The following is a 21,903-nucleotide window of genomic DNA, read 5'->3' on the forward strand; positions in this document are numbered from 1 at the left end:
TGCGTCCCATTCTCACGGCAAAGGCGACGAGGTCAACCCAAACGCAGAAAGGCCCGCGTCTTTCGATCCGGGCCCTTCGCTTCCTTCAGAGATGATTAGGCTGCCCGCTCGTAGCGCTCGCGCCCGGACGAGGAACCAAGCCGGAAGCGCTGCAACAGCGTCTTCAGCTCGCTGCTCTCCTGCGCCAGCGTCTGGCTGGCCGCCGTGGTCTCCTCGACCATCGCCGCGTTCTGCTGCGTCATCTGGTCCATGCTGTTGACGGCGGTGTTGACCTCCTGCAGGCCGGTCGCCTGCTCGCGCGCAGCCGTGGCGATTGATGCCACATGATCGTTGACGCGGTTGACCAGCGCCTCGATCTCGACAAGCGCTTCGCCAGTCGCCTTGACCAGCGACACGCCCGTCTGCACTTCCCCGGCAGATGCGCTGATCAGCGTCTTGATCTCCTTGGCCGCATTGGCCGAGCGCTGGGCAAGCTCGCGCACTTCCTGCGCCACGACCGCAAAACCGCGACCCGCTTCTCCCGCACGTGCCGCCTCGACACCGGCGTTCAGCGCCAGAAGGTTGGTCTGGAAGGCAATCTCGTCGATGACGCCGATGATCTGGCCGATCTGGCTGGAAGACCCCTCGATGCGCCCCATGGCGGTGATCGCATTGCGAACGATACCACCGGACTTGGCAGCACTCGCCTTGGTCTCGGTGACCATCTCGCGCGCCTCTGCGGCCCGCTCCGAAGCGCTCTTGACGGTCGAGGTGATCTCGTCGAGCGCTGCTGCCGTTTCCTCAAGAGCCGCCGCCTGCTGTTCGGTGCGGCGCGACAGGTTGTTGGCCGCCTGCGAAATATCGCCGGCGCTGCCGTTGACCACATCCGTCGAGTGGGAGATCGAACCGATGACGTCGCGAAGGGCAGCCACCGCCGTGTTGAAGTCGTCCCGCAGCTTGCCGTATTCCGGCGAGATCTTGCCGATCTCCGCCGTCAGGTCGCCGGTGGCCAGCTTCTCCAGCGCCCCGCCGACCGTCGCCATGGCGTCCGCCTGGCTTTCGGCACTGGCGCGGTTGCGCTGTTCGTTGCCGCAACGCTCGCCGTCAAGCTGCGACTGCCGCTCGATCTCGCGCCCACGCAGGTCGATGCGCTCCTTCACGGAGTTGCGCAGTTCAACAAGCACCAGGGCCATCTGGCCGATTTCGTCACCGCGGTCGGTTTCGGGAACCTCATGCTCGACCTTCTCGTCGGCGATATCGCGCATCGCGATCTTCAGCCGCTCGACAGGCTTGACGACGCTGCGCACGATACCGAAGGCAGCCAGGAGAATGACGATCGCCGCAAGCCCACAGATCATGGCGACCTGGATCAGCCGTTCACGGAACATGGCGGCAAGGTCGTCCGCATAGACGCCGGTTCCAACGATCCAGCCCCAGGGCGCAAAGCCGGCCACATGCGAATATTTCAGCACTGGCTCGTCGGCGCCCGGCTTCGGCCAATAGTAATCGACGAAGCCCTGACCGTTGGCCTGCACCGTCTTGACGAATTCAACGAACAGATGCTTGCCGTTCGGGTCCTTGTTTTCCGTCAGGTCCTTGCCGTTCATTTCCGGCTTCACCGGATGCATGATCATCGTCGGATGCATGTCATTGATCCAGAGATAGCCGCTGCCCTGATAGCGCATCGCGCTGATCGCCTCGATCGAGCGCTTCTGGGCCTCTTCCTTGGTCAGCGTCCCGGCCTCTTCAAGCTTGTGGTAGGCAGCAAACACCGAAACGGCATTTTCGTTCATTGCCGAGAGCATCGCCTTGCGTTCCGCAACGAGCTTGTCCTGTGCCTGGAACAGGCCATAGGTCATGGCCGCAGCCATGGTCAAAATCGCTAGTCCGACAAGTGCGTAAAGTCGCACCGAAATGCGGAAATGTTTCATGCGTAAAATCCCCTACCTCTGCAGGGGTGCAGGATAGCGTCCGCCATTTTCAAACTTCCTAACAAAGCATCGTTAGAAATGAGGCTATAATTTTCATCCCCCGTTAACCCGACCAAGCCGCCTTCCCGCCCCCCTCGTCATCGGCTAGGGTCCACCAATCGAAGACACGCGGGGAGTTACCCATGACCAAGCCGACCGGCGAGCTGACGCTACGAACCCTGGCCATGCCGGCCGATGCCAATGCGGCCGGCGATATCTTCGGCGGCTGGGTCATGGCGCAGATGGACTTGTCCTGCGGCATTCGCGCTGCAGAGCGTGCCCGTGGCCGCGTCGTCACCGCCGCCGTCAAGGAAATGGCCTTCGCGCTGCCGGTCAAGATCGGCGATACGCTCTGCATCTATACCGATATCGTCACCGTCGGCCGCACCTCGATCACGCTCAATGTCGAGGCCTGGGCCCAGCGCTACCTGTCGGACCGCATGGAGCGCGTCACCGACGCCCGCTTCGTCATGGTCGCGCTGGATAAGGACGGCAAGCCGACCCCGGTCCCGCCGGAGACCTGAGACGATGGAGCACGCGGCCACCCCTGAGCTCTTCTCCCATATCCGCGTCGTCATGGGCATGGTCGTCAGCCTCAGCATGGCGCGGCTGCTCACCGGGCTCGCCGTCTTCGTCCAGCATCCACACCGAAACCGCCTGTCCTTCCTCCATCTCGGCTGGACGCTGTTCCTGTTCCTCTTCCTCATCCATTTCTGGTGGTGGGAATTCAGGCTGCATGATCTGGCGACGATCGATTTCGGCGTCTATGTCTTCGTCATCGCCTTTTGCTGCGTCTTCTTCTTCCTCTGCGTGCTGCTGTTTCCGGCCTCCATCGAGGAATATGCCGGCTATGAGGCCTACTTCCTCTCCCGCCGCGCCTGGTTCTTCGGTTTCCTCGCGCTTGCCTATGGCCTCGATCTCGTCGACACCGCCCTCAAGGGACGCCAGTATTTCGGCTCCTTCGGTCTGGAATACCCGCTACGCAATGCATTCTATATGGCCGGCTGCCTGATCGCCGCATTCACCATCAACCGCCGCTTCCACGTCGCCTTCCTCGTCACCGCCATTCTCTACCAGGCCATATGGATCTACCGCGTGTTCGACATGCTGGGCTGAAGGCGCATGCTCTTCCGAAAGAACGTCCGGGAAGGAAAAGCTTTTCAGCCAAGAATTCGTCCTACCTGTATTTCAGTTTAACCACCCTGAATGCGGACGAACACACGACTTCAATAAAAAGCCGCACCTACCTGGATTACAAATGAAACGCGATTTCACTTTGTTCTATGTGGCTTGCCAAACTATATTTCCATCAGTGTCGGCTTCTTTACGAACGTCTCCGGCGAATACCGGTTGCGACTGTACAAACGGACGTGCCGCAGCGACTGGGAAACGGCTTCGCTGGCATCGCCCGGCGTGAATTGAGCGAGCTTTGTGTAGCAAAGGACGTGAGACTGATGGCTGATCATCCGGAAGACGAGAACCACCAGGAGGAGCGGTCGATCGAGAAAAATCGCCCCACCCTCGACAATCTGCCGCCTGAGGTTCGCGCATACATCATGGAGCAGGCCATGAACGTGGAACCAAACCGTTATGCTCAAGCGGACGCCGTCCATACAGTGCACGCCTTGAGTCAAACCACCCGAAATTATCGGGCGGCTCTGGTGGACAACCCGTCAACGCTTGGGGCAAAGTTTGTGCAGTTTGCCCACAATACCGCTGCGATACGGTCGGGTGGTGCAATCGACGCTGTTGGTGGCCCAGGGAAAGAGCGAGAGGCCGATAACGTCATTGCTCGATACGGTCCGTTGCCCCACGCATCTGCCGAACACGTGCGAAAAACGGGAGCTACACGTGACGTGTTTGAACATGGAGCCAGTGCTCCAGATGGTCTCACACGTCACGGGGTTACGAATCCGGAAGACGCTGCCGCTCTGCGACGGTCAGCAGCCACACGCGACGTGCAAGACCATGATGCCAGTGCTCCAGATGCCATCAGGCGTCACGAAGTTGTGAATCCGGAAGATGCTGACCACGTGCGAAACGTAGGAATGATACGCGATGTACTTACACGCGGAGGTAGTGCGTCAGACGCCATTGCGCTTCACGAAGTTGAGAGCCCGGAAGCTCAAGCGAGGGCTCGCGCCATTGAAGTCCGTCGCTCGCCAAAAGCCAGGGAGGATAGAGGGTTCGATGAACATCCCCGTGGAGGGCTTGAGCGGTAACGGTTTCCAGAGATCGGCCAAGGTGTCCCGGCCCTTCGGACATGCCTGAACCTTTGGCCAGGCCGGCTCCCCGCCCGACGTGAATTGAACAAGTTTCGTTTAGCAAAGGACGTGAGACTGATGGCTGATCATCCGGAGAACCAGAATCGACAGAAGCCGTCGATCGAGAAAAATCCCACCACCCTTGACAATCTGCCGCCTGAAGTTCGCATGAACATCATGCAGCAGGCCATGAACGTGGGACCAACCCGTTACGCTCAAGCGGAGGCCGTCCATACAGTGAACGCCTTGAGTCAAACCACCCGGAATTATCGGTCTACTCTGGTGGACAACCCGTCAACGCTCGGGGCGGATGCGGGCGGGGCGAGCACGGCAGGCGGTTGGTGGCCAAGGGGAAGAGCGAAAGGCCGATAACGTCATTGGGCGATACGGTCCGTTCCCCCATGAAACGGCTCAAGACTTGCGAAGAACAGGAGCCTCACGCGACGTGTTTAACGATGGAGAAAGTGCTTCAGATGCCATTGCGCATCACGGGGTTACGGATCCAGGATATCAAGAGAGGGTTCACCGCATGGAAGCCCTTCGCGAGGGAAAAGCCACTACGAGCAGAGGGCTCGATGACCATCCCCGTGGAGGGCGTGAGCGGTAACGGTTTCCAAAGATCGCCCAAGGTGTCCCGGCCCTTCGGACATGCCTGAACCTTTGGCCAGACCGGCTCCCGCCTCGCCTGCCCCAACCTCACCCCTTGAACACGAAAGCCGCGCCACCGGCGATCAGGCAGAAGCCGATTGCATGGTTCCAGGTCAGCGATTCCTTCAGCCAGAACACCGAGAAGGCGGCGAAGACGACAAGCGTGATGACTTCCTGCATGGTCTTCAGCTGTGCTGCCGAATAGACCGTGTGGCCAATGCGGTTGGCCGGCACCGCCAGGCAATATTCGAAGAAGGCAATGCCCCAGCTGGCCACGATCGCCATATAAAGCGGCGAGGACGTGTATTTCAGATGGCCGTACCACGCGAATGTCATGAAGACGTTGGAAAGCAGCAGCAGCACGATCGGCCAGACGGCGGCAGGATTGATGGAAAACGGCATGGCGAATCCTTTTAAGGCGATGGATTACCAGCCGGGTTAAATCGACCCTCCGATATGTCAAGCGGAAGCCTCCTTCGGCAACGCATAACACGTCCATGAGGCCGCCCAGCAGCGCAGCCGCCGGAGGGCGACAAGCGCGCGGCCACCTCCGGCATGATCTCTGCCTCGACCAACGCCTTCGTCCCCATCAGCCGATGCCAACACGGCGGGAGGGTGAACTGTTGCCTTTTTGTACTCATTCCCCCTTTTCTTCCGGCCGGACTCTCTCCATATTCCCCGGATGTCAAAAGCGCCGAAAAAACCCGTCCGTCCCGCCACCGGTTTCGAAGAAGCCCCACAGGCCGAATTCAAGGGGGCGCCGCTCTCCTCCAACGTCGCCGATTGGGCCGAAGAGCTGCAGCGCATGGCGGAAGCCGAGGGCATCGAGACCCGCCATGACGTCGCCTCGCGCGCCGGCAAGCACCGCAAGAAGGTCGAGAACGAAGCGCGGAAACACGCCGAGAAAACCTCGACCCAGAAGACATCACGCGGCGTCTCCATCGGCGCCTCCTCCGATCCGAAGACCCGCGCCGCCGCAGGCCTCAATCCGGTCTCCGGCCTCGATATTTCGCTGGAAGATGCCGACAAGCTGGACGCCGGTTCCGGTGTGACCGCCACCGTCGAGGCGCTGTCGGCGCTGATCGAGAGCGGCAATCCCCTCTTCAAGGACGGCCAGCTCTGGACGCCGCACCGCCCTGCCCGGCCGGCCAAATCCGAAGGCGGTCTCTCGATCGTCATGAAATCCGACTTCGAGCCCGCCGGCGACCAGCCCACCGCCATCAAGGATCTCGTCGAAGGCCTCTCCAACGGTGACCGCTCCCAGGTCCTGCTCGGCGTCACCGGTTCCGGCAAGACCTTTACGATGGCCAAGGTGATCGAGGCCACCCAGCGCCCCGCCGTCATCCTCGCGCCCAACAAGACGCTGGCCGCGCAGCTCTATTCCGAGTTCAAGAACTTCTTCCCCAACAACGCGGTGGAATATTTCGTCTCCTACTACGACTATTACCAGCCGGAAGCCTACGTGCCGCGCTCGGATACCTTCATCGAAAAGGAATCGTCGATCAACGAGCAGATCGACCGCATGCGCCACTCCGCCACCCGCTCGCTGCTGGAGCGTGACGACGTCATCATCGTCGCCTCCGTCTCCTGCATCTACGGTATCGGCTCGGTCGAGACCTACACGGCCATGACCTTCCAGATGGAAGTCGGTGACCGGCTCGACCAGCGGCAATTGCTCGCCGATCTCGTGGCCCAGCAATACAAGCGCCGCGACATGGACTTTCAACGCGGCTCTTTTCGCGTCCGCGGCGACACCATCGAAATCTTCCCCGCCCACCTTGAAGATGCCGCCTGGCGCATCAGCATGTTCGGCGACGAAATCGACAGCATCACCGAGTTCGACCCGCTGACGGGCCAGAAGACCGGCGACCTCAAATCGGTCAAGATCTACGCCAACTCCCACTACGTCACCCCCCGCCCAACCCTGAACGGCGCCATCAAGTCGATCAAGGAAGAGCTGAAACTGCGCCTCGCCGAGCTCGAAAAGGGCGGCCGCCTCTTGGAAGCCCAGCGGCTGGAGCAGCGCACCCGCTACGATATCGAGATGCTGGAGGCCACCGGCTCCTGCGCCGGCATCGAGAACTATTCGCGCTACCTCACTGGACGCCGCCCCGGCGAGCCGCCGCCGACCCTGTTCGAATATATCCCCGATAACGCCCTCTTGTTCATCGACGAAAGCCACGTCTCCGTCAGCCAGATCGGCGGCATGTACCGGGGCGACTTCAGGCGAAAAGCGACGCTGGCGGAATACGGCTTCCGCCTGCCCTCCTGCATGGACAACCGCCCGCTGCGTTTCGAGGAATGGGACGCCATGCGCCCGGACACCATCGCCGTCTCGGCGACCCCGGCGGCGTGGGAAATGGAACAGGCCGGCGGCGTCTTTGCCGAACAGGTCATCCGCCCCACAGGCCTCATCGATCCCCCGGTCGAGGTCCGCCCGGCAAAATCCCAGGTCGACGACGTGCTCGGCGAAATCCGCGAGACCGCGCAGGCCGGCTACCGCACCCTCGTCACCGTGCTCACCAAGCGCATGGCCGAGGACCTGACGGAATACCTGCACGAACAGGGCGTCCGCGTCCGCTACATGCACTCCGACATCGACACGCTGGAGCGCATCGAGATCATCCGCGATTTGCGCCTCGGCGCCTTCGACGTCCTCGTCGGCATCAACCTTTTGCGCGAAGGCCTCGACATCCCCGAATGTGGCTTCGTCGCCATCCTCGATGCCGACAAGGAAGGCTTTTTGCGCTCGGAAACGTCGCTCGTACAGACCATCGGCCGTGCGGCGCGAAACGTCGATGGCAAGGTCATCCTCTATGCCGACCAGATCACCGGCTCGATGCAGCGCGCCATGGAGGAAACCTCCCGCCGCCGCGAAAAGCAGGTGGCCTACAACGAAGCCAACGGCATCACCCCGGAATCGGTAAAGGCAAAGATTTCCGACATCCTGGATTCGGTCTACGAGCGGGATCATGTCCGCGCCGATATCGGCATCAAGGGCGTCAAGGGCGGGGTCAACGAGTTGGTGGGCGGCAACATGCAGGCCCATCTCGATGCGCTGGAAAAGCAGATGCGCAACGCCGCCGCCGACCTCGACTTCGAAACCGCCGCCCGCATCCGCGACGAAATCAAGCGCCTCAAGGCCGCCGAACTCGCCGTCATGGACGATCCGATGGCCCGCGAAGAAGCTCGCGCCATGGAAGGCTCGTCCAAAAAGAAAAAAGGCACGGCATCCTCGGCCCCAATCTCCCCCCCTGCGGGGGAGATGTCGGCAGAGCCGACAGAGGGGGGTGGTTCCCCACGCTCCGAATCAACCTCCTACTTCGCCAAACCCTCACTCGACGACATGGGCCCAGGCACCGACACCGCCCGCCCGCTGTTCCGCAAACCCCACCTCGACGAAATGGGCCGCGACGTTGCCGAACCCGTGAAGAAGGGCCTGTTCCGCAAGAACGACCTCGACGAAATGACCGTCGGCCGCACCGAAAAGCCGGTCAAGGGCCATCTGCCCGAAAAGCCGGCCTCCGCCAAAGCCACCAAACGCGTCTCGCCTTTGCTGGAAGGCCAGCCCGAACCCGCCGACCCCTCCTCCTCTCCGTCATCCCCGTCCTCGGGCCTGCCCCGAGGATCTGCCGAAGACGCCCGCCCGCTCGTGCGCGGCAAGGTCGGTGCGGGAAGTTATGAGGATGCCGGGGATGCCAAGCGGCAGAAGAGGACAAAGGGGAAAACGGGGCGGCCGGGGCGGTAAGAAAATAGCCAGCCTGCGACCGACTAAGAATCGGCGCCGGAATTAGGCGACGGCAAACAAATATTCCTTCGGAGGATTGTTACTGAGCCCCTCACCGACACCCCACCCAATTGTCCTCCTCGATAAACGGCCCTTCGTTACAAATATCGCGGCTCTCCAGAATATCCTGATATACATCCCGTGCCGCGCAACCGGCGAGTGTTCGAGCATCGGAGGGGTAACCGCGGCACTCGTCCCCGGCCTCCATTGCCAGCCTCTTCAATTCCTCCGTTGGAGTGGTGACACCGGCCATTTCGTCTGCGGAAAGGGTGGCGGCGAGAAAGATGAGGGCAGCGAGCATGGATATTCCCTGTTGAGCATGGCGCACGACCTTGCGAACGAAGACTGACGCATGGCTCCTGCAACGGCAAGCGCTCGGCCGTCGATACGCCCTAAAATGAGCGATCGAGATCGCCACCCGCCACATAGTCATGCCAGCCCCGCTCGGTTAGAGTTTGTCAGAGAAAAGTGGGAACCGGTTTTCCCGAAAAGACAAACGGAAACAAAAGAATCTGGAGGATGTCTGGTTCAATCTGAACCAGACATCCTCTAGGCTCGCCCCACCCGAAACCCGCCGAGTTCAGCCATGCGCCTCACCCTCCTCGTCCTCCTCACCTCGCTCATCGCCACCCCAAGCCTCGCCGCCGGCCCCTACAAGACACCGCAGGCCCTGCTGCAGGCGCTCTACAGCGGCGAAGATCTGGATGAGGACCCCAATGCCGCCACGACCTACACGAACTTTTTCTCCGATGCCCTGAACCAGCGATTCGAGAACGACTGGAACAACACGCCGGACGGCGAGGTCGGCGCCATCGATTTCGATCCGGTCATCGCCGGACAGGATGGCGAGGCGACAGATGTCGAAGTCGGCCAGCCTGTTATAATCGACAGGACGGCTGAGGTCGAAGTGACCTTCACCAATTTCGAGCCGGTGACGCTTTATTACACGCTGGTTTACGAGCATGGCGGCTGGAAGGTCGATGATATCGCCAACCAGCAGGGCGAATATCCGTGGAGCCTTGTCGCGCTGTTTGAAGCGGCACGCTAAGGGCGGCAACGGGCCTCGGTTGTCATGCTAGCTTGAAGTACACGGCCGGCAGCGAATGTCGCCGCAGCTTCCCTCTTCTCCCCAACGGGGAGAAGATGCCCGAAGGGCAGATGAGGGGGCTTCGCCTCAAATTCTGCTGAGCCAGCCGCCCCCCATCCGGCGCTGCGCGCTACCTTCTCCCCGTTGGGGAGAAGAGGGAGAATGCCATTCTCCCTGGTCCTTGACGGAAGCCCCCCAAAGCCCCATCAAAAAGTCATCCCCCAAAATCCCCGCCCAGATCCCCTGCCCCATACTGGCCTCGTTCCGCCAGAGGATAGGCCACCAGGCGTGGGGGCGAGGCGGGACCGGCGCCGGGTGGTTGGGATGGACGCAAACCCTTCCCTTCGGGGTCCGCAGAAAATGTTCCCCTTCCGGAGACGGCGGGGCCGGTGTCGAGCCGGTTCCGGTTCTCGCTCCGGGCGTGCCTGTGCGGCACACAACGCCCTTCTTCAGGGAAGGGAAGCAGAGGGAACCAGGTTGCAGGCATAAACCGCTGAACGGGGCGCTGGCGAGAGCCACACTACCAAACACATCAGAGGCTCTTTCCAGTGCCCCGTCCGAATTACAAGCCACCCCCCGCACCCGGCGGGATCGGAAACGCATGTCAGGAACACCGTCATGGCCGAGGATTTCAGCCGCATTCCACATCAACTCGATAGCGTCATTCAACGGCGCACGGCCGAGATGCTGGCTCTGCCCCTTCTCGTCTGCGCCCGCCGCGAATGCCGGCAAAGGCGAAAATGCCTCTATATCTCTCGCAAAGGATGCCCCCTGGTGCCTGCATCTGCTCGACAAGGAACAGTTGGCGCTCTACGCCACCCTGCGCGATCTTGTCCGTCAATGGGCGCTTTGGCTCTGCCCGGGCTGCTTCCCGCGCCATGGAGCGGAAACGGCGGGTTTGAGCCCGCTCGCCCAGGCAGCCGTAGAAATCATCGCGGCAAGCCTGCCGCGTACACATGGGCTTTATCGCGAGGCCCGCCTGTGGCGACGGGCCCTGTATAGTTGCGGGACGTCCAAAACCGGTACGAAGACCCATATGAAACAGCAAGCCCCTGAAAACTAAAGGGTTATGACAGATGCAACGTCTATTTTCTGGATTTGGTCTCTTGCCTTTTGAAAAGAAAACTGCCAACTATTTGACCGTTCGGGCGTTTTCAATCCCGGAGACTGGACTGGCTGTATGGTCCCGGCGCAATCCGGGCGTGTCGTTTGAAGACGGCGCTGTAGACGTTCTTTCCCCGTTATCGTGACTTCTCGACTGGCTTTCCTTTCGCTCCGGCAATCGGAAAGAAAAAATGTCTCCACCCTCCGAGGGGTGAGGACAATCGTTTTAGGGAAAAAAGGACTTCTCCCATGGCCACCAAGGGCATCGTAAAATTCTTCAACCAGGACAAGGGTTTTGGTTTCATCACGCCGGACGGCGGCGCCAAGGACGTTTTCGTCCACATCTCCGCTGTTCAGGCCGCTGGCCTGCAGACCCTGAAGGACGGCCAGCAGGTCACCTTCGACACCGAGCCGGATCGCATGGGCAAGGGCCCGAAGGCCGTCAACATCCAGGCCTAAAGCATGTCGCGCAAAAGTGCGCAGCGGTTTTGCGACAACGACATGCGTAGAAACAGACACTTAAAGCACCAGGAGCGAATATGAAAGATCGCGACGCGCTTTAAGCCTGATTTGACATCGGATACGAAAACGGCGCCTTCGGGCGCCGTTTTTGCGTTAAACTGTTGGTCGGCTTTTCACTCAGCCGCCTGCGCGTGTCCCGCCGCTGACAGCAGCGTGTCGAATGCAGCCTCGATGACCTCAGGTCCGGCCCCGGCCCGCGTCGCCTCGGTCGACAGGATCTGCCGGTAGCGCCGCGCGCCCGGCCAACCCTGGAACAGCCCCACCATGTGCCGGGTGACATGATTGAGCCGCCCGCCCCCGGCGATATGTTCCGCCGCATGCGCCATCATCGCATCCCGCACGCCGAGCCAGAACTCCGGCGAAACCCGCTGCCCTTGCGCATTGAAGTCTTCGGGCGAATGCAGAGCCGGCAAAGCCCCCGTCACCGGATGCGGAAAATATCCATCCACGGCCGTCAGCATGGCACTATCATGATAAGCGCCACGTCCAAGCATGACACCATCGAGGGGTATATCGTGATTCATTTCCTCAACGGCCTGATTCAAACTTTGAAGACCGCCATTGATGCCAATGAAAAGATTCTCGTTTTCCCCCTTCAACCGATGCACGATCGCGTAGTCGAGCGGCGGGATGTCACGGTTCTCTTTCGGCGACAGCCCTTGCAGCCAGGCCTTTCGCGCATGAACCCAGACGGCATCCGTTCCCGCGTCGACAACCCGCGCCACAAGATCGCGCAAGGCAATCTCCGGATCCTGGTCATCGACGCCGATCCGGCATTTGACCGTAACGGGGATCGACACCGCCGCCTTCATCGCCGCCACGCATTCGGCAACCAGCGCCGGTTCGCGCATCAGGCAGGCGCCAAACGTGCCGGACTGAACCCGGTCGGACGGACAGCCGACATTCATATTGATCTCGGCATAGCCAAAGGCTTCGCCAATCCGCGCCGCCTCCGCCATCTTGGCCGGGTCATTGCCCCCCAGCTGCAACGCCACTGGCTGCTCGGCCGCATCATGTCCCAGCAACCGTTGGCGATCACCGCGAAGAATCGCATCGGCAACAATCATCTCGGTATAGAGCAGCGCATGCCCCGACAGCAGCCGCGCAAGCCGTCTGTAGTGCGTATCGGTCCAGTCGATCATCGGCGCCACGGCAAAGACCGGGCGCTGAAAATAGCGGCGCGATATGGATGTCGGAGATTGCTCTTTCTGGGGCTGCATAGGCTCGGTCTTCGGTTTCGTGCCTGCCCTATACAGCCGAATGCCCGAAAAAGCGAGACAACGGTCGAAAGACGCCATTCCACGGCGGGCTTCGCACTCGCCGCGTCAAATAATTCAAGACCGGCATCGCCAATGCAATGCAAAGGCAATGATCCAGGCGCGTCGGTCGCCATACCAGGCCTTCAGTGCGCCGCCAGGTTTGCTTCCTGCGCAGCGGAGATGAAGACTTCGCGCGCCTCTTCCGCAGAACGCCGCCCATCAATGGCTGCGCGGCAAAGGCTACGGGCTGCGACATACTGGGGACCACGCAGGTCGGGCCACGTATCCATCAGGCATATCAACGCGTCGAATGGGCCTTGCACGGTCATAAGACCGATTTTTTCCGAGCCCACCTCTACAGGATTTTCCCATTTCGTATGCGGCATCAATACCTCCTCCGAATATTCCGCCAGCACGCAAACGCATGATAGCCGATTTCGTTCCCGATGGGCAGAGGGTGACATACAAATGAAAAAGCCTGCCGCGGGAGGAGGTGCGGCAGGCTTTCAAGAAGGACCGACGGCTGGGAGGAGGATAGCCATCGATAACATCGCGAGCATCTGGGAGGAGGAGTGATACTCACGACGATTCATATTATAATGTTGCAGCGCAAAATTTACAAGACCCGACTGGGTGCGTCGCAATATTACCAGAAACGGGTACGCGGCGGCGGCGCAGATGAAGAGCCCATCAGATAGCCCGCCAGAAAAGCAGCCGCCCCGACCAGCAGCACCGCGGTGCCCGTTGCGGAGGGATGGCCCTGCACGCCGCGTGCCACGGCATTCGCTTCGTTTCGGACGTAGCTTGCAGCTTCCTTTGCCCTGTGAGCCACGCTGTCCTTGTCGGCAAGTTCCCCGGTAAACCCGGTACGGATGTTTCGTACATTCGCCATAACCGTCTCCTTTCTGAGTTGAAGAAACAGACAGCGGACGCAAATGTTCCACGCGATTCGCGTAGAAACCCTGATCTATCGGCTATTTACCTCATGAAATGCGTCGCCGGGAGGCGATCTCGGTTGGTTCAAAAATCAGATTCACGCAGCTGTCGCAATTGACTGATATTGTTACAGCGAAGCGATTTGAAAGGACTGTTTCAATCGCAGCAACTGTGGCATCCTCTCAAACCAGACGCCTCATAAAAAACAATTTCGCAGGCGCTACTGCGAGCATAAGAAGACAACAGGGAGAGAAACAATGCACGCGGACAATATGAACCGCATTGTCGAGGTAAGCCTGAAGCGTGGCAGTGTGCGGCGCGACGTTGGTATCATGACTGTGCGGCAGGCTCTCGAGCTGCCAGACGTACCGAGCCTCGAATATACGCACCCTGACCAAAATTCACGTCCGGGCAGCAGGCTCCTGACACGCGATCAACTGCAAGCCTATATCTGCAGCTGAAGTTTTTTTACCCGACCGACCGCGCGGTGCTAATCTGAAGCGTCGCCACAGTCTGTCAGGATTCGCATGTCTACGATTTTCGCCCTTCCCCGCCCTACCCTCCTGCCCGTCGCTGAAACGGCAGACCTCTTTCCGGTTCGCCGTGTCTATTGTGTCGGTCGCAACTATGCCGCCCATGCGGTCGAGATGGGACACGACCCTGCCCGCGAGCCGCCCTTCTTCTTCCAGAAGAACCCTGAAAACCTCCTGTTCAATAGCGATATTTTCCCCTATCCCCCGCTCTCCTCCGACGTGCACTACGAGGTGGAACTGGCCGTTGCCCTGAAGGCCGGTGGAAGCGACATCGCGATCGAGGATGCCGTTGAGTGCGTCTATGGCTACGGTGTGGCGATCGACTTTACCCGGCGCGACCTGCAGGCGGAGGCCAAGGCGGCCGGGCGTCCCTGGGCTGCGGCCAAGGCCTTCGAACATTCCGCTCCTATTTCCCCGCTCTTCCCCGTCGAACGCATCGGACATCCCGAAAACGGCCGCATCTGGCTGAACGTCAACGGCGTGATCAAGCAGGAGGGCGACCTCAACCAGATGATCTGGAAGGTTCCGGAGGTGATTGCCGAACTCTCACGGCTGTTCGAACTCGCCGCGGGCGACGTGATCCTGACGGGAACGCCCGCCGGCGTCGGCGCCATTCACCGCGGCGACCGGATAAATTGCGGCGTGGATGGCGTCTCGACGCTCTCTCTCACCGTCGCGTAAAATTCGACAGCGTCCCGGCAAGGACCAGACAGAAACGGAATTTTCCATGCCTCTTTATGCCCTCGGCCCGAAACGCCCCGAAACTCCGCAAAAGGGCGGCTATTGGCTGGCACCGGATGCACATGTCATTGGAGACGTAATCCTGGGTGAGGACGTCGGCATCTGGTTCGGTGCCGTGCTGCGGGGCGATAACGAGCCGATCACGGTTGGTGCGCGCAGCAATATTCAGGAAGGTGCGGTGGTGCACGTTGACCCCGGTTTTCCGGTAACGATCGGGGAAGGCTGTACTATCGGTCATCGCGCCATCGTGCACGGTTGCACCATCGGCAGCAACACGCTGGTTGGCATGGGCGCCACCGTGCTGAACGGCGCTGTCATCGGCAACAACTGCCTCATAGGCGCCAATGCGCTGGTAACGGAAGGTAAGGTGTTCCCGGACAACTCCCTCATCGTCGGTGCGCCGGCAAAAGCCATCCGCCTGCTCGACGATGCAGCAGTAGAAGGCCTGAAGAAGTCTGCCGAAAACTATGTTCGCAACTGGCAGCGTTTTTCGGTCAGTCTCGAAATCCTTGACCGTGAATAAACCTGCCAAAAACCAGCATAACGATGGATAACCAGCGAGAGGTTCGAGATGGCTGAACTCCTGACGGCAGCCGGCGTATTCGTTCTTCTCGCGGCAGCATCGCTCCTGTCGCTGAAATATTCGCCGCGCCTCGCCAGCCGCCATCGCAGCGATGAAACCAACAATGTCGTGCGGCTCGTTGCGAATATCTTCGTCGTCATGACTTCGCTCGTTTTCGGCCTGCTGATCAATTCGTCGAAAAACACCTATGAGAGTATCGACAGCAATGTGCACGCCTATGCGACCAGCCTTATTCTTCTGGACCGTACATTGCGCGATGTCGGATATGTGGGACGCGATGCGCGTAGCCATCTGAGCGATTATGTCACTGCTGCGATTATTCGCCCTGCCCGCTCAGAAGACACCGCGCGTAACGACAAGACTGCGGAAAATGCGCTGCGCAGCCTCGGGGCCGCTATTGAGGCCATCACACCATTGACCGCGCCTCAAACCGGTATTCTTGCCGAAATTCGCCAGCAGTATTTCCAGATTGTGGAGCAACGGTGGAAGATCATCGAGCAATCGGAGGGCGTGATACCCAGGCCGCTGATTACAATGCTCGTCGCATGGCTGACCGTGATCTTTGCCAGCTTCGGCTATCGTGCACCGCACAACATGGTGGTGGTCAGCACGCTCATCATCTCCGCACTGCTGATCTCGGCATCGCTCTATCTGGTTTTGGATATGGATATACCGTTCACGGGGATCATCCAGATTTCCGACGCCCCGTTGCAGCGGGTCATGCAAGAACTGCAAGGTTCCTGATGAGTTCAGGCCGCACAGCATGTCTGGCAATGACCACGAATCTCGATCGTCGTCTTTTCGGTCTTGAACTGCTGGCGCGCCGTCAGGAAGGACAGGCGCTCTTCGATCCCGTCATCGCAGATTTCGGTAACGTTACCGCAATCCTCGCAGATCGTGAAAGCCGTCACACCGTGATTGTGGTCGTGATCATGGGGATGAGCGCAGGCAACAAAGGCGTTGATACTTTCCAGCCGGTGCACCAGGCCGAATTCCAGCAGCTTCTCCAGGGCGCGGTAGACCTGCAGCGGCGCACGAAAACCGTCGTCACGAAGCTTGTCGAGGATGGTATAGGCGCTGAGCGGGGCCTCGGCATGGGTCAACGCATCGAAAACGAGCGACTGGTTGCGTGTCAGTTGGTGGTCGGCCATCAGTGATGTCCTCCATGCGTGGAATGAATGGCGGTTTCCGTCGTGCGGCCCCGCCGGAAGGGGATGAGGCTCAGGACGAAGAGCCCGAGCGCTGCGACCACGATCGACGGCCCGGACGGCGTATCGAAATGCAGCGAGCCGAAAAGCCCGCCGGTGACAGCAAGAGCGCCGATCACAGAGGCGAGAACCGCCATGATCTCGGGCGACGTGGCAAAACGCCGGGCGGTGGCCGCCGGAATGATGAGCAGCGAGGTGATGAGCAGGATGCCGACGATCTTCATGGCGATGGCGATCACCAGTGCCATCAGCAGCATGAAGTAGAGTTTCGCCCGCTCCGGTTGCAACCCTTCAGCCTCCGCAAGCTCGGCATTGACGGTGGACGCCAGCAGCGGCCGCCACAGATAGACGATGGCAAACAGCACGAGGATACCGCCACCCCAGACGAGATCGATATCGGCTTCGGAGACAGCAAGAATATCGCCGAACAGAAAGCCAACGAGATCGATGCGCACCCAGGTCATGAACGCGACCATGACAAGGCCGATCGACAGGGCGGAATGAGAAAGGATACCCAGAAGCGCATCTGTCGAAAGCGCTCCACGTCGCTGCAAGAGCAGAAGCAGCAGCGACACGGCAGCCGCAACGATAAAGACCGAGAGCATCAGGTTGAGATCGAAGAGCAGCGACAGCGCGACACCGAGAAGTGCCGAATGGGCCATCGTATCCCCGAAATAGGCCATGCGCCGCCAGATGACGAAGCAGCCAAGCGGCCCGACGGTAATCGCCAGGCCGATACCGGCAATCAGCGCGCGGGTGAAGAAATCGTCAAACACGACCGCTTTCCTTATGCTCGTAGCCGCTCAGGCGGCTATGATGGCCGCAACCGCAATCCGGCTCATGGGAGTGCGCATCAACCTCCTCGCCTTCGGTGTGGTGGTGGTGTCCGTCATCCGGGTGGCAATGCTCCGTCACAGTGCCATCGGCGTGCTGGACGCGGCCGTCGGGCAAATGCGTATGATCGTGATGATGGCTGTAGACCGCGAGTGTCTGGGCGGCACGGTCGCCGAAGAGCTTTCTGTATTCCGGGCTGCGGCTGACATCCTGCGGCGTGCCCCGGCAGCAGACATGACCATTGAGGCAGACGACGATATCGGTTTCCGCCATGACCACATGCAGGTCATGGGAGATCAGAAGAATGCCGCAGCCGGTGCGATTGCGGATTTGCTTGATCAGATCATAGAGCGCAATTTCGCCAGAGAAATCGACCCCCTGAACAGGCTCATCGAGAACAAGGAGATCAGGTTTGCGGGCAATCGCACGGGCAAGCAAAGCTCTTTGGAACTCCCCGCCCGATAGATGCTGCACTTCCGCGCGGGCGAGATGGGCAATGCCGGTTGAATGGAGAGCGGTATCGATTTCGGTACGCGACAGGGAGCCTGTCAACGTCATCAGGCGCTCGACGGTAAGCGGCAGGGTCCAGTCGATCGAAAGCTTCTGCGGAACATACCCCACCTTGAGGCCGGCAAGGCGCGACACCTGGCCTTCATCGGGTTTCAACACGCCGATCGCGGTCTTGGCTGTAGTCGATTTTCCCGAGCCGTTCGGGCCGATCAGCGTAACGATCTCACCCCTGTTGATCGAAAACTCGACGCCACGCACCAGCCATCGGCCATTGCGGCGTACGCCGGCATTGGTCAGCGTCACCAATGGCGCGGTCTCGGAAGGATGAATATTCAACATGGAAAAATTCCGGCGTTGGTGTTGCCAGTCGCTATGCCACACGTTATAGCATAACGCAATTGATGTAATAACATTACGTTGATTTACAAGACAGGAACCGCCTATGTCCCAGAACTCCCCCTCGTCCCGTATTCTCCCCGTTTTTTCCCGTCCGGCATCCCCAAGACTGCTTATCGCACCTGCACTTTTCGCATCGGCTATGCTGCTTTCCGCCACGACGGCCCTTGCGGAACCACCCAAGGTAGTCGTCTCGATCAAGCCGGTCCATTCGCTGGTTGCCTCGATCATGCAGGGCGTCGACGAACCATCGCTGATCGTCGAAGGTGCGGCCTCGCCCCACACCTACAGCATGAAGCCGTCCAACGCTGCCGCACTCGAATCCGCTGATATCGTCTTCTGGGTTGGTCATGGCCTGGAAGCCTTTCTGGAAAAACCACTCGAATCGCTGGGCGGCGACGCCAAGATCGTCGAACTGGATGAAGCGCCTGGCCTGGAAAAGCTGAAGTTCCGGGAGGGCGGCGCCTTCGAAGCCCATGATGATGGCGACGAGGAAGCCGAAGGTGATCATCACCATCACGAGGAAGGCGAGTTCGACATGCATCTTTGGCTCGATCCGGCCAATGCAAAAGCGATGGCGGCCGAAATCGAAACGACGCTGGCCACCGCAGATCCCCACAACGCTGCCCGCTACAAGGTCAATCTCGATACGCTGAATATGCGTCTCGATGCGCTCAACAAGAGCCTCGGCGCGCAGATCGCCCCGATCAAGGACAAGCCCTTCATCGTCTTTCACGACGCCTACCAATATTTCGAACACCGCTATGGCGTAAAGGTTGCCGGCTCGATTACCGTCAGTCCCGAAACCCTACCCGGTGCCGAACGCCTGTCTGATATCCACGACAAGATCGCCACGCTCGGCGCGACATGCGTTTTCGCCGAACCACAGTTCGAGCCGAAATTGATCAACGTGGTGATCGAAGGCACACAGGCGAAATCCGGCACGCTCGACCCTGAGGCCGGAACGCTGGAAGCGGGACCCGATCTCTATTTCCAGATGATGGAAAACATCGGCTCCTCTCTGGCGTCATGCCTCGGTGACCGCAAATGATCCCAACCAGACTGGACTGACGATCGGCTGCCCTGCTTCGCGCAAGCAAGGCGGGGCAGATTGCATGTGGGCGACCTGAACCGGAGGGGCGCCGGCAGGAGCACGAGACATGACCATTCAAGGCTTTGCGGCGGCAACGGCAGCCTTCGAGCGCGCCGACTATATGGAGGCCCTGACAATCCTGAGCGGAGCGCTCGACGGCGAACGATCGTCCGCGTTGCTCGCCCTTTTAGGCTCGACACTCCAGAAGCTCGGACTTCCGGCGGAAGCGGCCGACGCCTTCGAGCAGGCGGCGCACCTCTGCGAGGGCGATCCGGGCTCTCTTCTGAAGCTGGCTGCGGAAGCCCATTTCCAGGCCGGCAACGATGAGGCCGCCCAGCTGATCGGCATAAGGCTTCAGGACGCCACGCCCGAGGATGCCGACCTTGCCTTCATCCTGACGCGCTCCTTCCTGCGCACCGGAGATACCGCCCTCGCCTCGACACAGGCCCCCCGCCTTGCCGGAAGTGACCGACGGGAACATGTCGAACTGGCCGCGAAGCTCGTAACCGACGACGAGCGCAGCCCAATCCAGCTGACCCTGTTTTCAAAACTCGCGGCGCTCGACCCGGACGACCCCTACGCCCAGTTCAAATATCTTTCGGTCGCTCGCAATTTCTGCGACTTCGAGGCAATCGAGGCGATCGAACGGACATTCCTGCCGCGCGCCATAGAGGCAGGCGCGGCATTGCTGCAGGGGGAGACCGGCTATTCCAATCTCCTGCACTGCGCCGACGAACGCCTGAACCGGCTCGCGACCAACAACCCCGCGACATCGGGCACGGATATTGCCAGCCTCGCCCGGCAGCGACGCATGCGGCCCCATCGATGGACTGACAAGATCCGCATCGGCTATCTCTCGAATGATCTCTGGGACGACCACGCCACGATGCGCCTCTTCCAGAGCGTGTTGACCGCCCACGATCCCGACCGCTTCGACATCACGCTTTATTGCTACACGCCGGAACGCTTCGTCGATTTCGACGGCGGCAACCGCAAGAACTGGGGCCGTATTGTAGCGATCAGGAAAATGAGTGACGCCGAAGCAGCGGACGCCATCCGCCGCGATGGCATCGACATCCTGGTCGATCTCAAGGGCCACACCGGGGGCTCGCGCTCGGCGATCCTCAATCGCATGGTGGCGCCAATTCAGGTTGCCTGGCTCGGCTTTCCCGGTAGCGGCGCCGAGATCGATTGCGATTATGCCATCGGCGACCATATCGTGCTGCCCGATACATCAAAGCCCCACTATCACGAGAAATTCTGCCGACTACCGGAGAGCTACCAGCCGAACGACCCCGTCCACCGCACGTTGCCTGCGGCCAAATCACGGGCGGAACTCGGCTTGCCGGAAGACAAGGTGGTGCTGGCGGCCTTCAACACGGCCCGCAAGATCACCCTGCCCGTTCTCGACTGCTGGGCCACAATCCTTGTTTCCGCACCGCAAACGGTGTTGTGGGCGATGATCGATGGCGAGCTTGCCCGAAGCAATTTCCTGAAGGCGATGGAAAAACGCGGCGTTTCTGCCGAGCAGATCATCTTTACGCCGAAAACCGACTATGCGAGCCATATCGCCCGGCTGCAGGCAGCCGATCTTGGGCTCGACACCTTTCCCTATAACGGCCACACCACGACGTCGGACCAACTCTGGGCCGGGCTGCCGGTCGTGACCAAACGCGGTAGCAATTTTGCCTCACGTGTATCGGAAAGTCTTCTGATGGCACTTGGCGTGCCGGAACTGGTTGCCGATGGTCGGGATGGGTTTGTGGAACTCGCCGTGCGGCTCTCGGGTTCAGCAGAGGAACGCGCCCTTCTGAAGCAGACGATAGCCAACAACCGCTTCTTGGCACCGCTCTTCGATGCTGAGCGCTTCTGCCGGCATCTGGAAACTGCCTATGAGGCGATGGCCGCGCGAGGGCGAAATCGCTTGCCGCCCGAGCATTTCGATGTGCCCGCTTTGCCGGCGCGCACATCGTCTTTTCGTTGATTGAGCTTAGTTGGTGACAACGATTCCGGCAATGACGCCGGTGGCGACGCTGATCAGCAGGAAGTCGTTATCCACCCGCACCCACTGTTGGCCGCGCGGCGGCTGGTGCAGCCTGTAGCGACGATAGTCATTGACCTCTTGGATGCGGCGGCGTTCGGCCGGCGAGAGGCGATGGCCGCGCGCCCAGCGGTTTTTTTTCACCACGACCTTCTTTTCGATGATCCTGGTGTTCCCGTGCTTGTAGACGTTGCGCTCGACATGCCGCTCCTTGGCCTGAGTAACCTCGAACGAGGCCGACGCAGGCTGTGCGAAAGCCGTAGGCGCAACGAGGAAAGAGCTTGCGACCAGAGCAATGAACAGACGTTTCATCGGGGGTGTCCTTTCGTGTTTGACACCCCGAAACTAGTGGTCGAAAGATGAATAGAAACTGAAGGATACCATTAAATATCTGTAATTATATCCAAT

Annotated in this window: 23 protein-coding genes; 13 read left to right on the forward strand and 10 right to left on the reverse strand. The window is 60.2% G+C overall.

Features of this window, described 5'->3' with window-relative positions; translation table 11 throughout:
* Nucleotides 1–95: 95 nt before the first annotated feature.
* On the reverse strand, nucleotides 96–1,910 hold the full coding sequence (locus QO002_RS13685; RefSeq protein WP_307230535.1) for a methyl-accepting chemotaxis protein: 1,815 nt from the start codon (nucleotides 1,908–1,910) through the stop codon (nucleotides 96–98).
* Between the two features lie 182 nt (nucleotides 1,911–2,092).
* Between QO002_RS13685 and QO002_RS13690 the strand changes: the two genes are divergently transcribed.
* From QO002_RS13690 to QO002_RS13700, 3 genes are all read left to right on the forward strand, one after another.
* Entirely contained in the window at nucleotides 2,093–2,473 is a 381-nt protein-coding gene (locus tag QO002_RS13690) for an acyl-CoA thioesterase (RefSeq protein WP_307230537.1), read from the forward strand.
* Between the two features lie 4 nt (nucleotides 2,474–2,477).
* On the forward strand, nucleotides 2,478–3,065 hold the full coding sequence (locus QO002_RS13695) for a hypothetical protein (protein WP_307230539.1): 588 nt from the start codon (nucleotides 2,478–2,480) through the stop codon (nucleotides 3,063–3,065).
* Nucleotides 3,066–4,291: 1,226 nt separating this feature from the next.
* Nucleotides 4,292–4,585, forward strand: coding sequence for a hypothetical protein (locus QO002_RS13700; protein WP_307230541.1), 294 nt, complete (start codon nucleotides 4,292–4,294; stop codon nucleotides 4,583–4,585).
* Between the two features lie 324 nt (nucleotides 4,586–4,909).
* On the opposite strand, the gene QO002_RS13705 is transcribed toward QO002_RS13700, so the two are convergent.
* Nucleotides 4,910–5,263: a DMT family protein gene (locus tag QO002_RS13705; protein ID WP_307230543.1), complete on the reverse strand. Its 354-nt coding sequence runs from the start codon at nucleotides 5,261–5,263 to the stop codon at nucleotides 4,910–4,912.
* Nucleotides 5,264–5,543: 280 nt separating this feature from the next.
* Between QO002_RS13705 and uvrB the strand changes: the two genes are divergently transcribed.
* Complete coding sequence (uvrB, locus tag QO002_RS13710; RefSeq protein ID WP_307230545.1) at nucleotides 5,544–8,609, forward strand: excinuclease ABC subunit UvrB; 3,066 nt, start codon at nucleotides 5,544–5,546, stop codon at nucleotides 8,607–8,609.
* A 91-nt stretch (nucleotides 8,610–8,700) separates the two neighbouring features.
* Here the strand turns inward: uvrB and QO002_RS13715 are convergent, their stop codons facing one another.
* The gene (locus QO002_RS13715) at nucleotides 8,701–8,949 is read right to left on the reverse strand and encodes a hypothetical protein (RefSeq protein ID WP_307230547.1); all 249 of its coding nucleotides are present in this window, start codon (nucleotides 8,947–8,949) and stop codon (nucleotides 8,701–8,703) included.
* 285 nt (nucleotides 8,950–9,234) lie between these two features.
* Here QO002_RS13715 and QO002_RS13720 point away from each other — a divergent pair, with 285 nt between their 5' ends.
* The 3 genes from QO002_RS13720 to QO002_RS13730 all read left to right on the forward strand — a co-directional run bounded on the left by QO002_RS13720 (nucleotide 9,235) and on the right by QO002_RS13730 (nucleotide 11,298).
* The gene (locus QO002_RS13720) at nucleotides 9,235–9,696 is read left to right on the forward strand and encodes a DUF3828 domain-containing protein (RefSeq protein ID WP_307230549.1); all 462 of its coding nucleotides are present in this window, start codon (nucleotides 9,235–9,237) and stop codon (nucleotides 9,694–9,696) included.
* 640 nt (nucleotides 9,697–10,336) lie between these two features.
* A complete protein-coding gene (locus QO002_RS13725) occupies nucleotides 10,337–10,798 on the forward strand; it encodes a hypothetical protein (protein WP_307230550.1) in 462 nt (153 codons plus the stop codon).
* A 290-nt stretch (nucleotides 10,799–11,088) separates the two neighbouring features.
* Entirely contained in the window at nucleotides 11,089–11,298 is a 210-nt protein-coding gene (locus QO002_RS13730) for a cold-shock protein (protein WP_307230552.1), read from the forward strand.
* 176 nt (nucleotides 11,299–11,474) lie between these two features.
* On the opposite strand, the gene dusA is transcribed toward QO002_RS13730, so the two are convergent.
* The 3 genes from dusA to QO002_RS13745 all read right to left on the reverse strand — a co-directional run bounded on the left by dusA (nucleotide 11,475) and on the right by QO002_RS13745 (nucleotide 13,512).
* Nucleotides 11,475–12,581: a tRNA dihydrouridine(20/20a) synthase DusA gene (gene dusA / locus QO002_RS13735; protein WP_307230554.1), complete on the reverse strand. Its 1,107-nt coding sequence runs from the start codon at nucleotides 12,579–12,581 to the stop codon at nucleotides 11,475–11,477.
* A 182-nt stretch (nucleotides 12,582–12,763) separates the two neighbouring features.
* Entirely contained in the window at nucleotides 12,764–13,006 is a 243-nt protein-coding gene (locus tag QO002_RS13740) for a DUF982 domain-containing protein (protein ID WP_307230556.1), read from the reverse strand.
* 260 nt (nucleotides 13,007–13,266) lie between these two features.
* A complete protein-coding gene (locus tag QO002_RS13745; protein ID WP_307230558.1) occupies nucleotides 13,267–13,512 on the reverse strand; it encodes a hypothetical protein in 246 nt (81 codons plus the stop codon).
* Between the two features lie 301 nt (nucleotides 13,513–13,813).
* On the opposite strand from QO002_RS13745, the gene QO002_RS13750 reads away from it, so the two are divergent.
* From QO002_RS13750 to QO002_RS13765, 4 genes are all read left to right on the forward strand, one after another.
* Nucleotides 13,814–14,017 carry a hypothetical protein gene (locus tag QO002_RS13750; RefSeq protein WP_307230559.1) on the forward strand — a complete coding sequence of 68 codons (204 nt, stop codon included), beginning with the start codon at nucleotides 13,814–13,816 and terminating at the stop codon, nucleotides 14,015–14,017.
* 66 nt (nucleotides 14,018–14,083) lie between these two features.
* Nucleotides 14,084–14,770: a fumarylacetoacetate hydrolase family protein gene (locus QO002_RS13755; protein ID WP_307230562.1), complete on the forward strand. Its 687-nt coding sequence runs from the start codon at nucleotides 14,084–14,086 to the stop codon at nucleotides 14,768–14,770.
* A gap of 46 nt (nucleotides 14,771–14,816) precedes the next feature.
* Nucleotides 14,817–15,353 (forward strand): gamma carbonic anhydrase family protein, encoded by a 537-nt coding sequence (locus tag QO002_RS13760; RefSeq protein WP_307230564.1) that lies wholly within the window; start codon nucleotides 14,817–14,819, stop codon nucleotides 15,351–15,353.
* A gap of 48 nt (nucleotides 15,354–15,401) precedes the next feature.
* The gene (locus QO002_RS13765; RefSeq protein ID WP_307230566.1) at nucleotides 15,402–16,157 is read left to right on the forward strand and encodes a bestrophin-like domain; all 756 of its coding nucleotides are present in this window, start codon (nucleotides 15,402–15,404) and stop codon (nucleotides 16,155–16,157) included.
* A 5-nt stretch (nucleotides 16,158–16,162) separates the two neighbouring features.
* On the opposite strand, the gene QO002_RS13770 is transcribed toward QO002_RS13765, so the two are convergent.
* From QO002_RS13770 to QO002_RS13780, 3 genes are read right to left on the reverse strand one after another with little or no spacing between them, the layout of a single operon-like run.
* On the reverse strand, nucleotides 16,163–16,564 hold the full coding sequence (locus tag QO002_RS13770) for a Fur family transcriptional regulator (RefSeq protein ID WP_307230568.1): 402 nt from the start codon (nucleotides 16,562–16,564) through the stop codon (nucleotides 16,163–16,165).
* The gene (locus QO002_RS13775) at nucleotides 16,564–17,397 is read right to left on the reverse strand and encodes a metal ABC transporter permease (RefSeq protein WP_307230570.1); all 834 of its coding nucleotides are present in this window, start codon (nucleotides 17,395–17,397) and stop codon (nucleotides 16,564–16,566) included. The genes QO002_RS13770 and QO002_RS13775 overlap by 1 nt, the downstream gene beginning before the upstream one ends.
* The gene (locus tag QO002_RS13780) at nucleotides 17,390–18,304 is read right to left on the reverse strand and encodes an ATP-binding cassette domain-containing protein (protein WP_307230572.1); all 915 of its coding nucleotides are present in this window, start codon (nucleotides 18,302–18,304) and stop codon (nucleotides 17,390–17,392) included. The genes QO002_RS13775 and QO002_RS13780 overlap by 8 nt, the downstream gene beginning before the upstream one ends.
* Before the next feature lie 199 nt (nucleotides 18,305–18,503).
* Between QO002_RS13780 and QO002_RS13785 the strand changes: the two genes are divergently transcribed.
* Both QO002_RS13785 and QO002_RS13790 read left to right on the forward strand, forming a co-directional pair.
* Complete coding sequence (locus QO002_RS13785) at nucleotides 18,504–19,412, forward strand: zinc ABC transporter substrate-binding protein (protein ID WP_307233384.1); 909 nt, start codon at nucleotides 18,504–18,506, stop codon at nucleotides 19,410–19,412.
* Between the two features lie 109 nt (nucleotides 19,413–19,521).
* Nucleotides 19,522–21,438: an O-linked N-acetylglucosamine transferase, SPINDLY family protein gene (locus QO002_RS13790; RefSeq protein ID WP_307230574.1), complete on the forward strand. Its 1,917-nt coding sequence runs from the start codon at nucleotides 19,522–19,524 to the stop codon at nucleotides 21,436–21,438.
* Between the two features lie 6 nt (nucleotides 21,439–21,444).
* Here the strand turns inward: QO002_RS13790 and QO002_RS13795 are convergent, their stop codons facing one another.
* Nucleotides 21,445–21,807 (reverse strand): RcnB family protein, encoded by a 363-nt coding sequence (locus QO002_RS13795; protein WP_307230576.1) that lies wholly within the window; start codon nucleotides 21,805–21,807, stop codon nucleotides 21,445–21,447.
* Nucleotides 21,808–21,903: the final 96 nt, after the last annotated feature.

Origin of the sequence: Pararhizobium capsulatum DSM 1112 (assembly GCF_030814475.1) — a bacterium.
GTDB classification, from domain to species: domain Bacteria; phylum Pseudomonadota; class Alphaproteobacteria; order Rhizobiales; family Rhizobiaceae; genus Pararhizobium; species Pararhizobium capsulatum.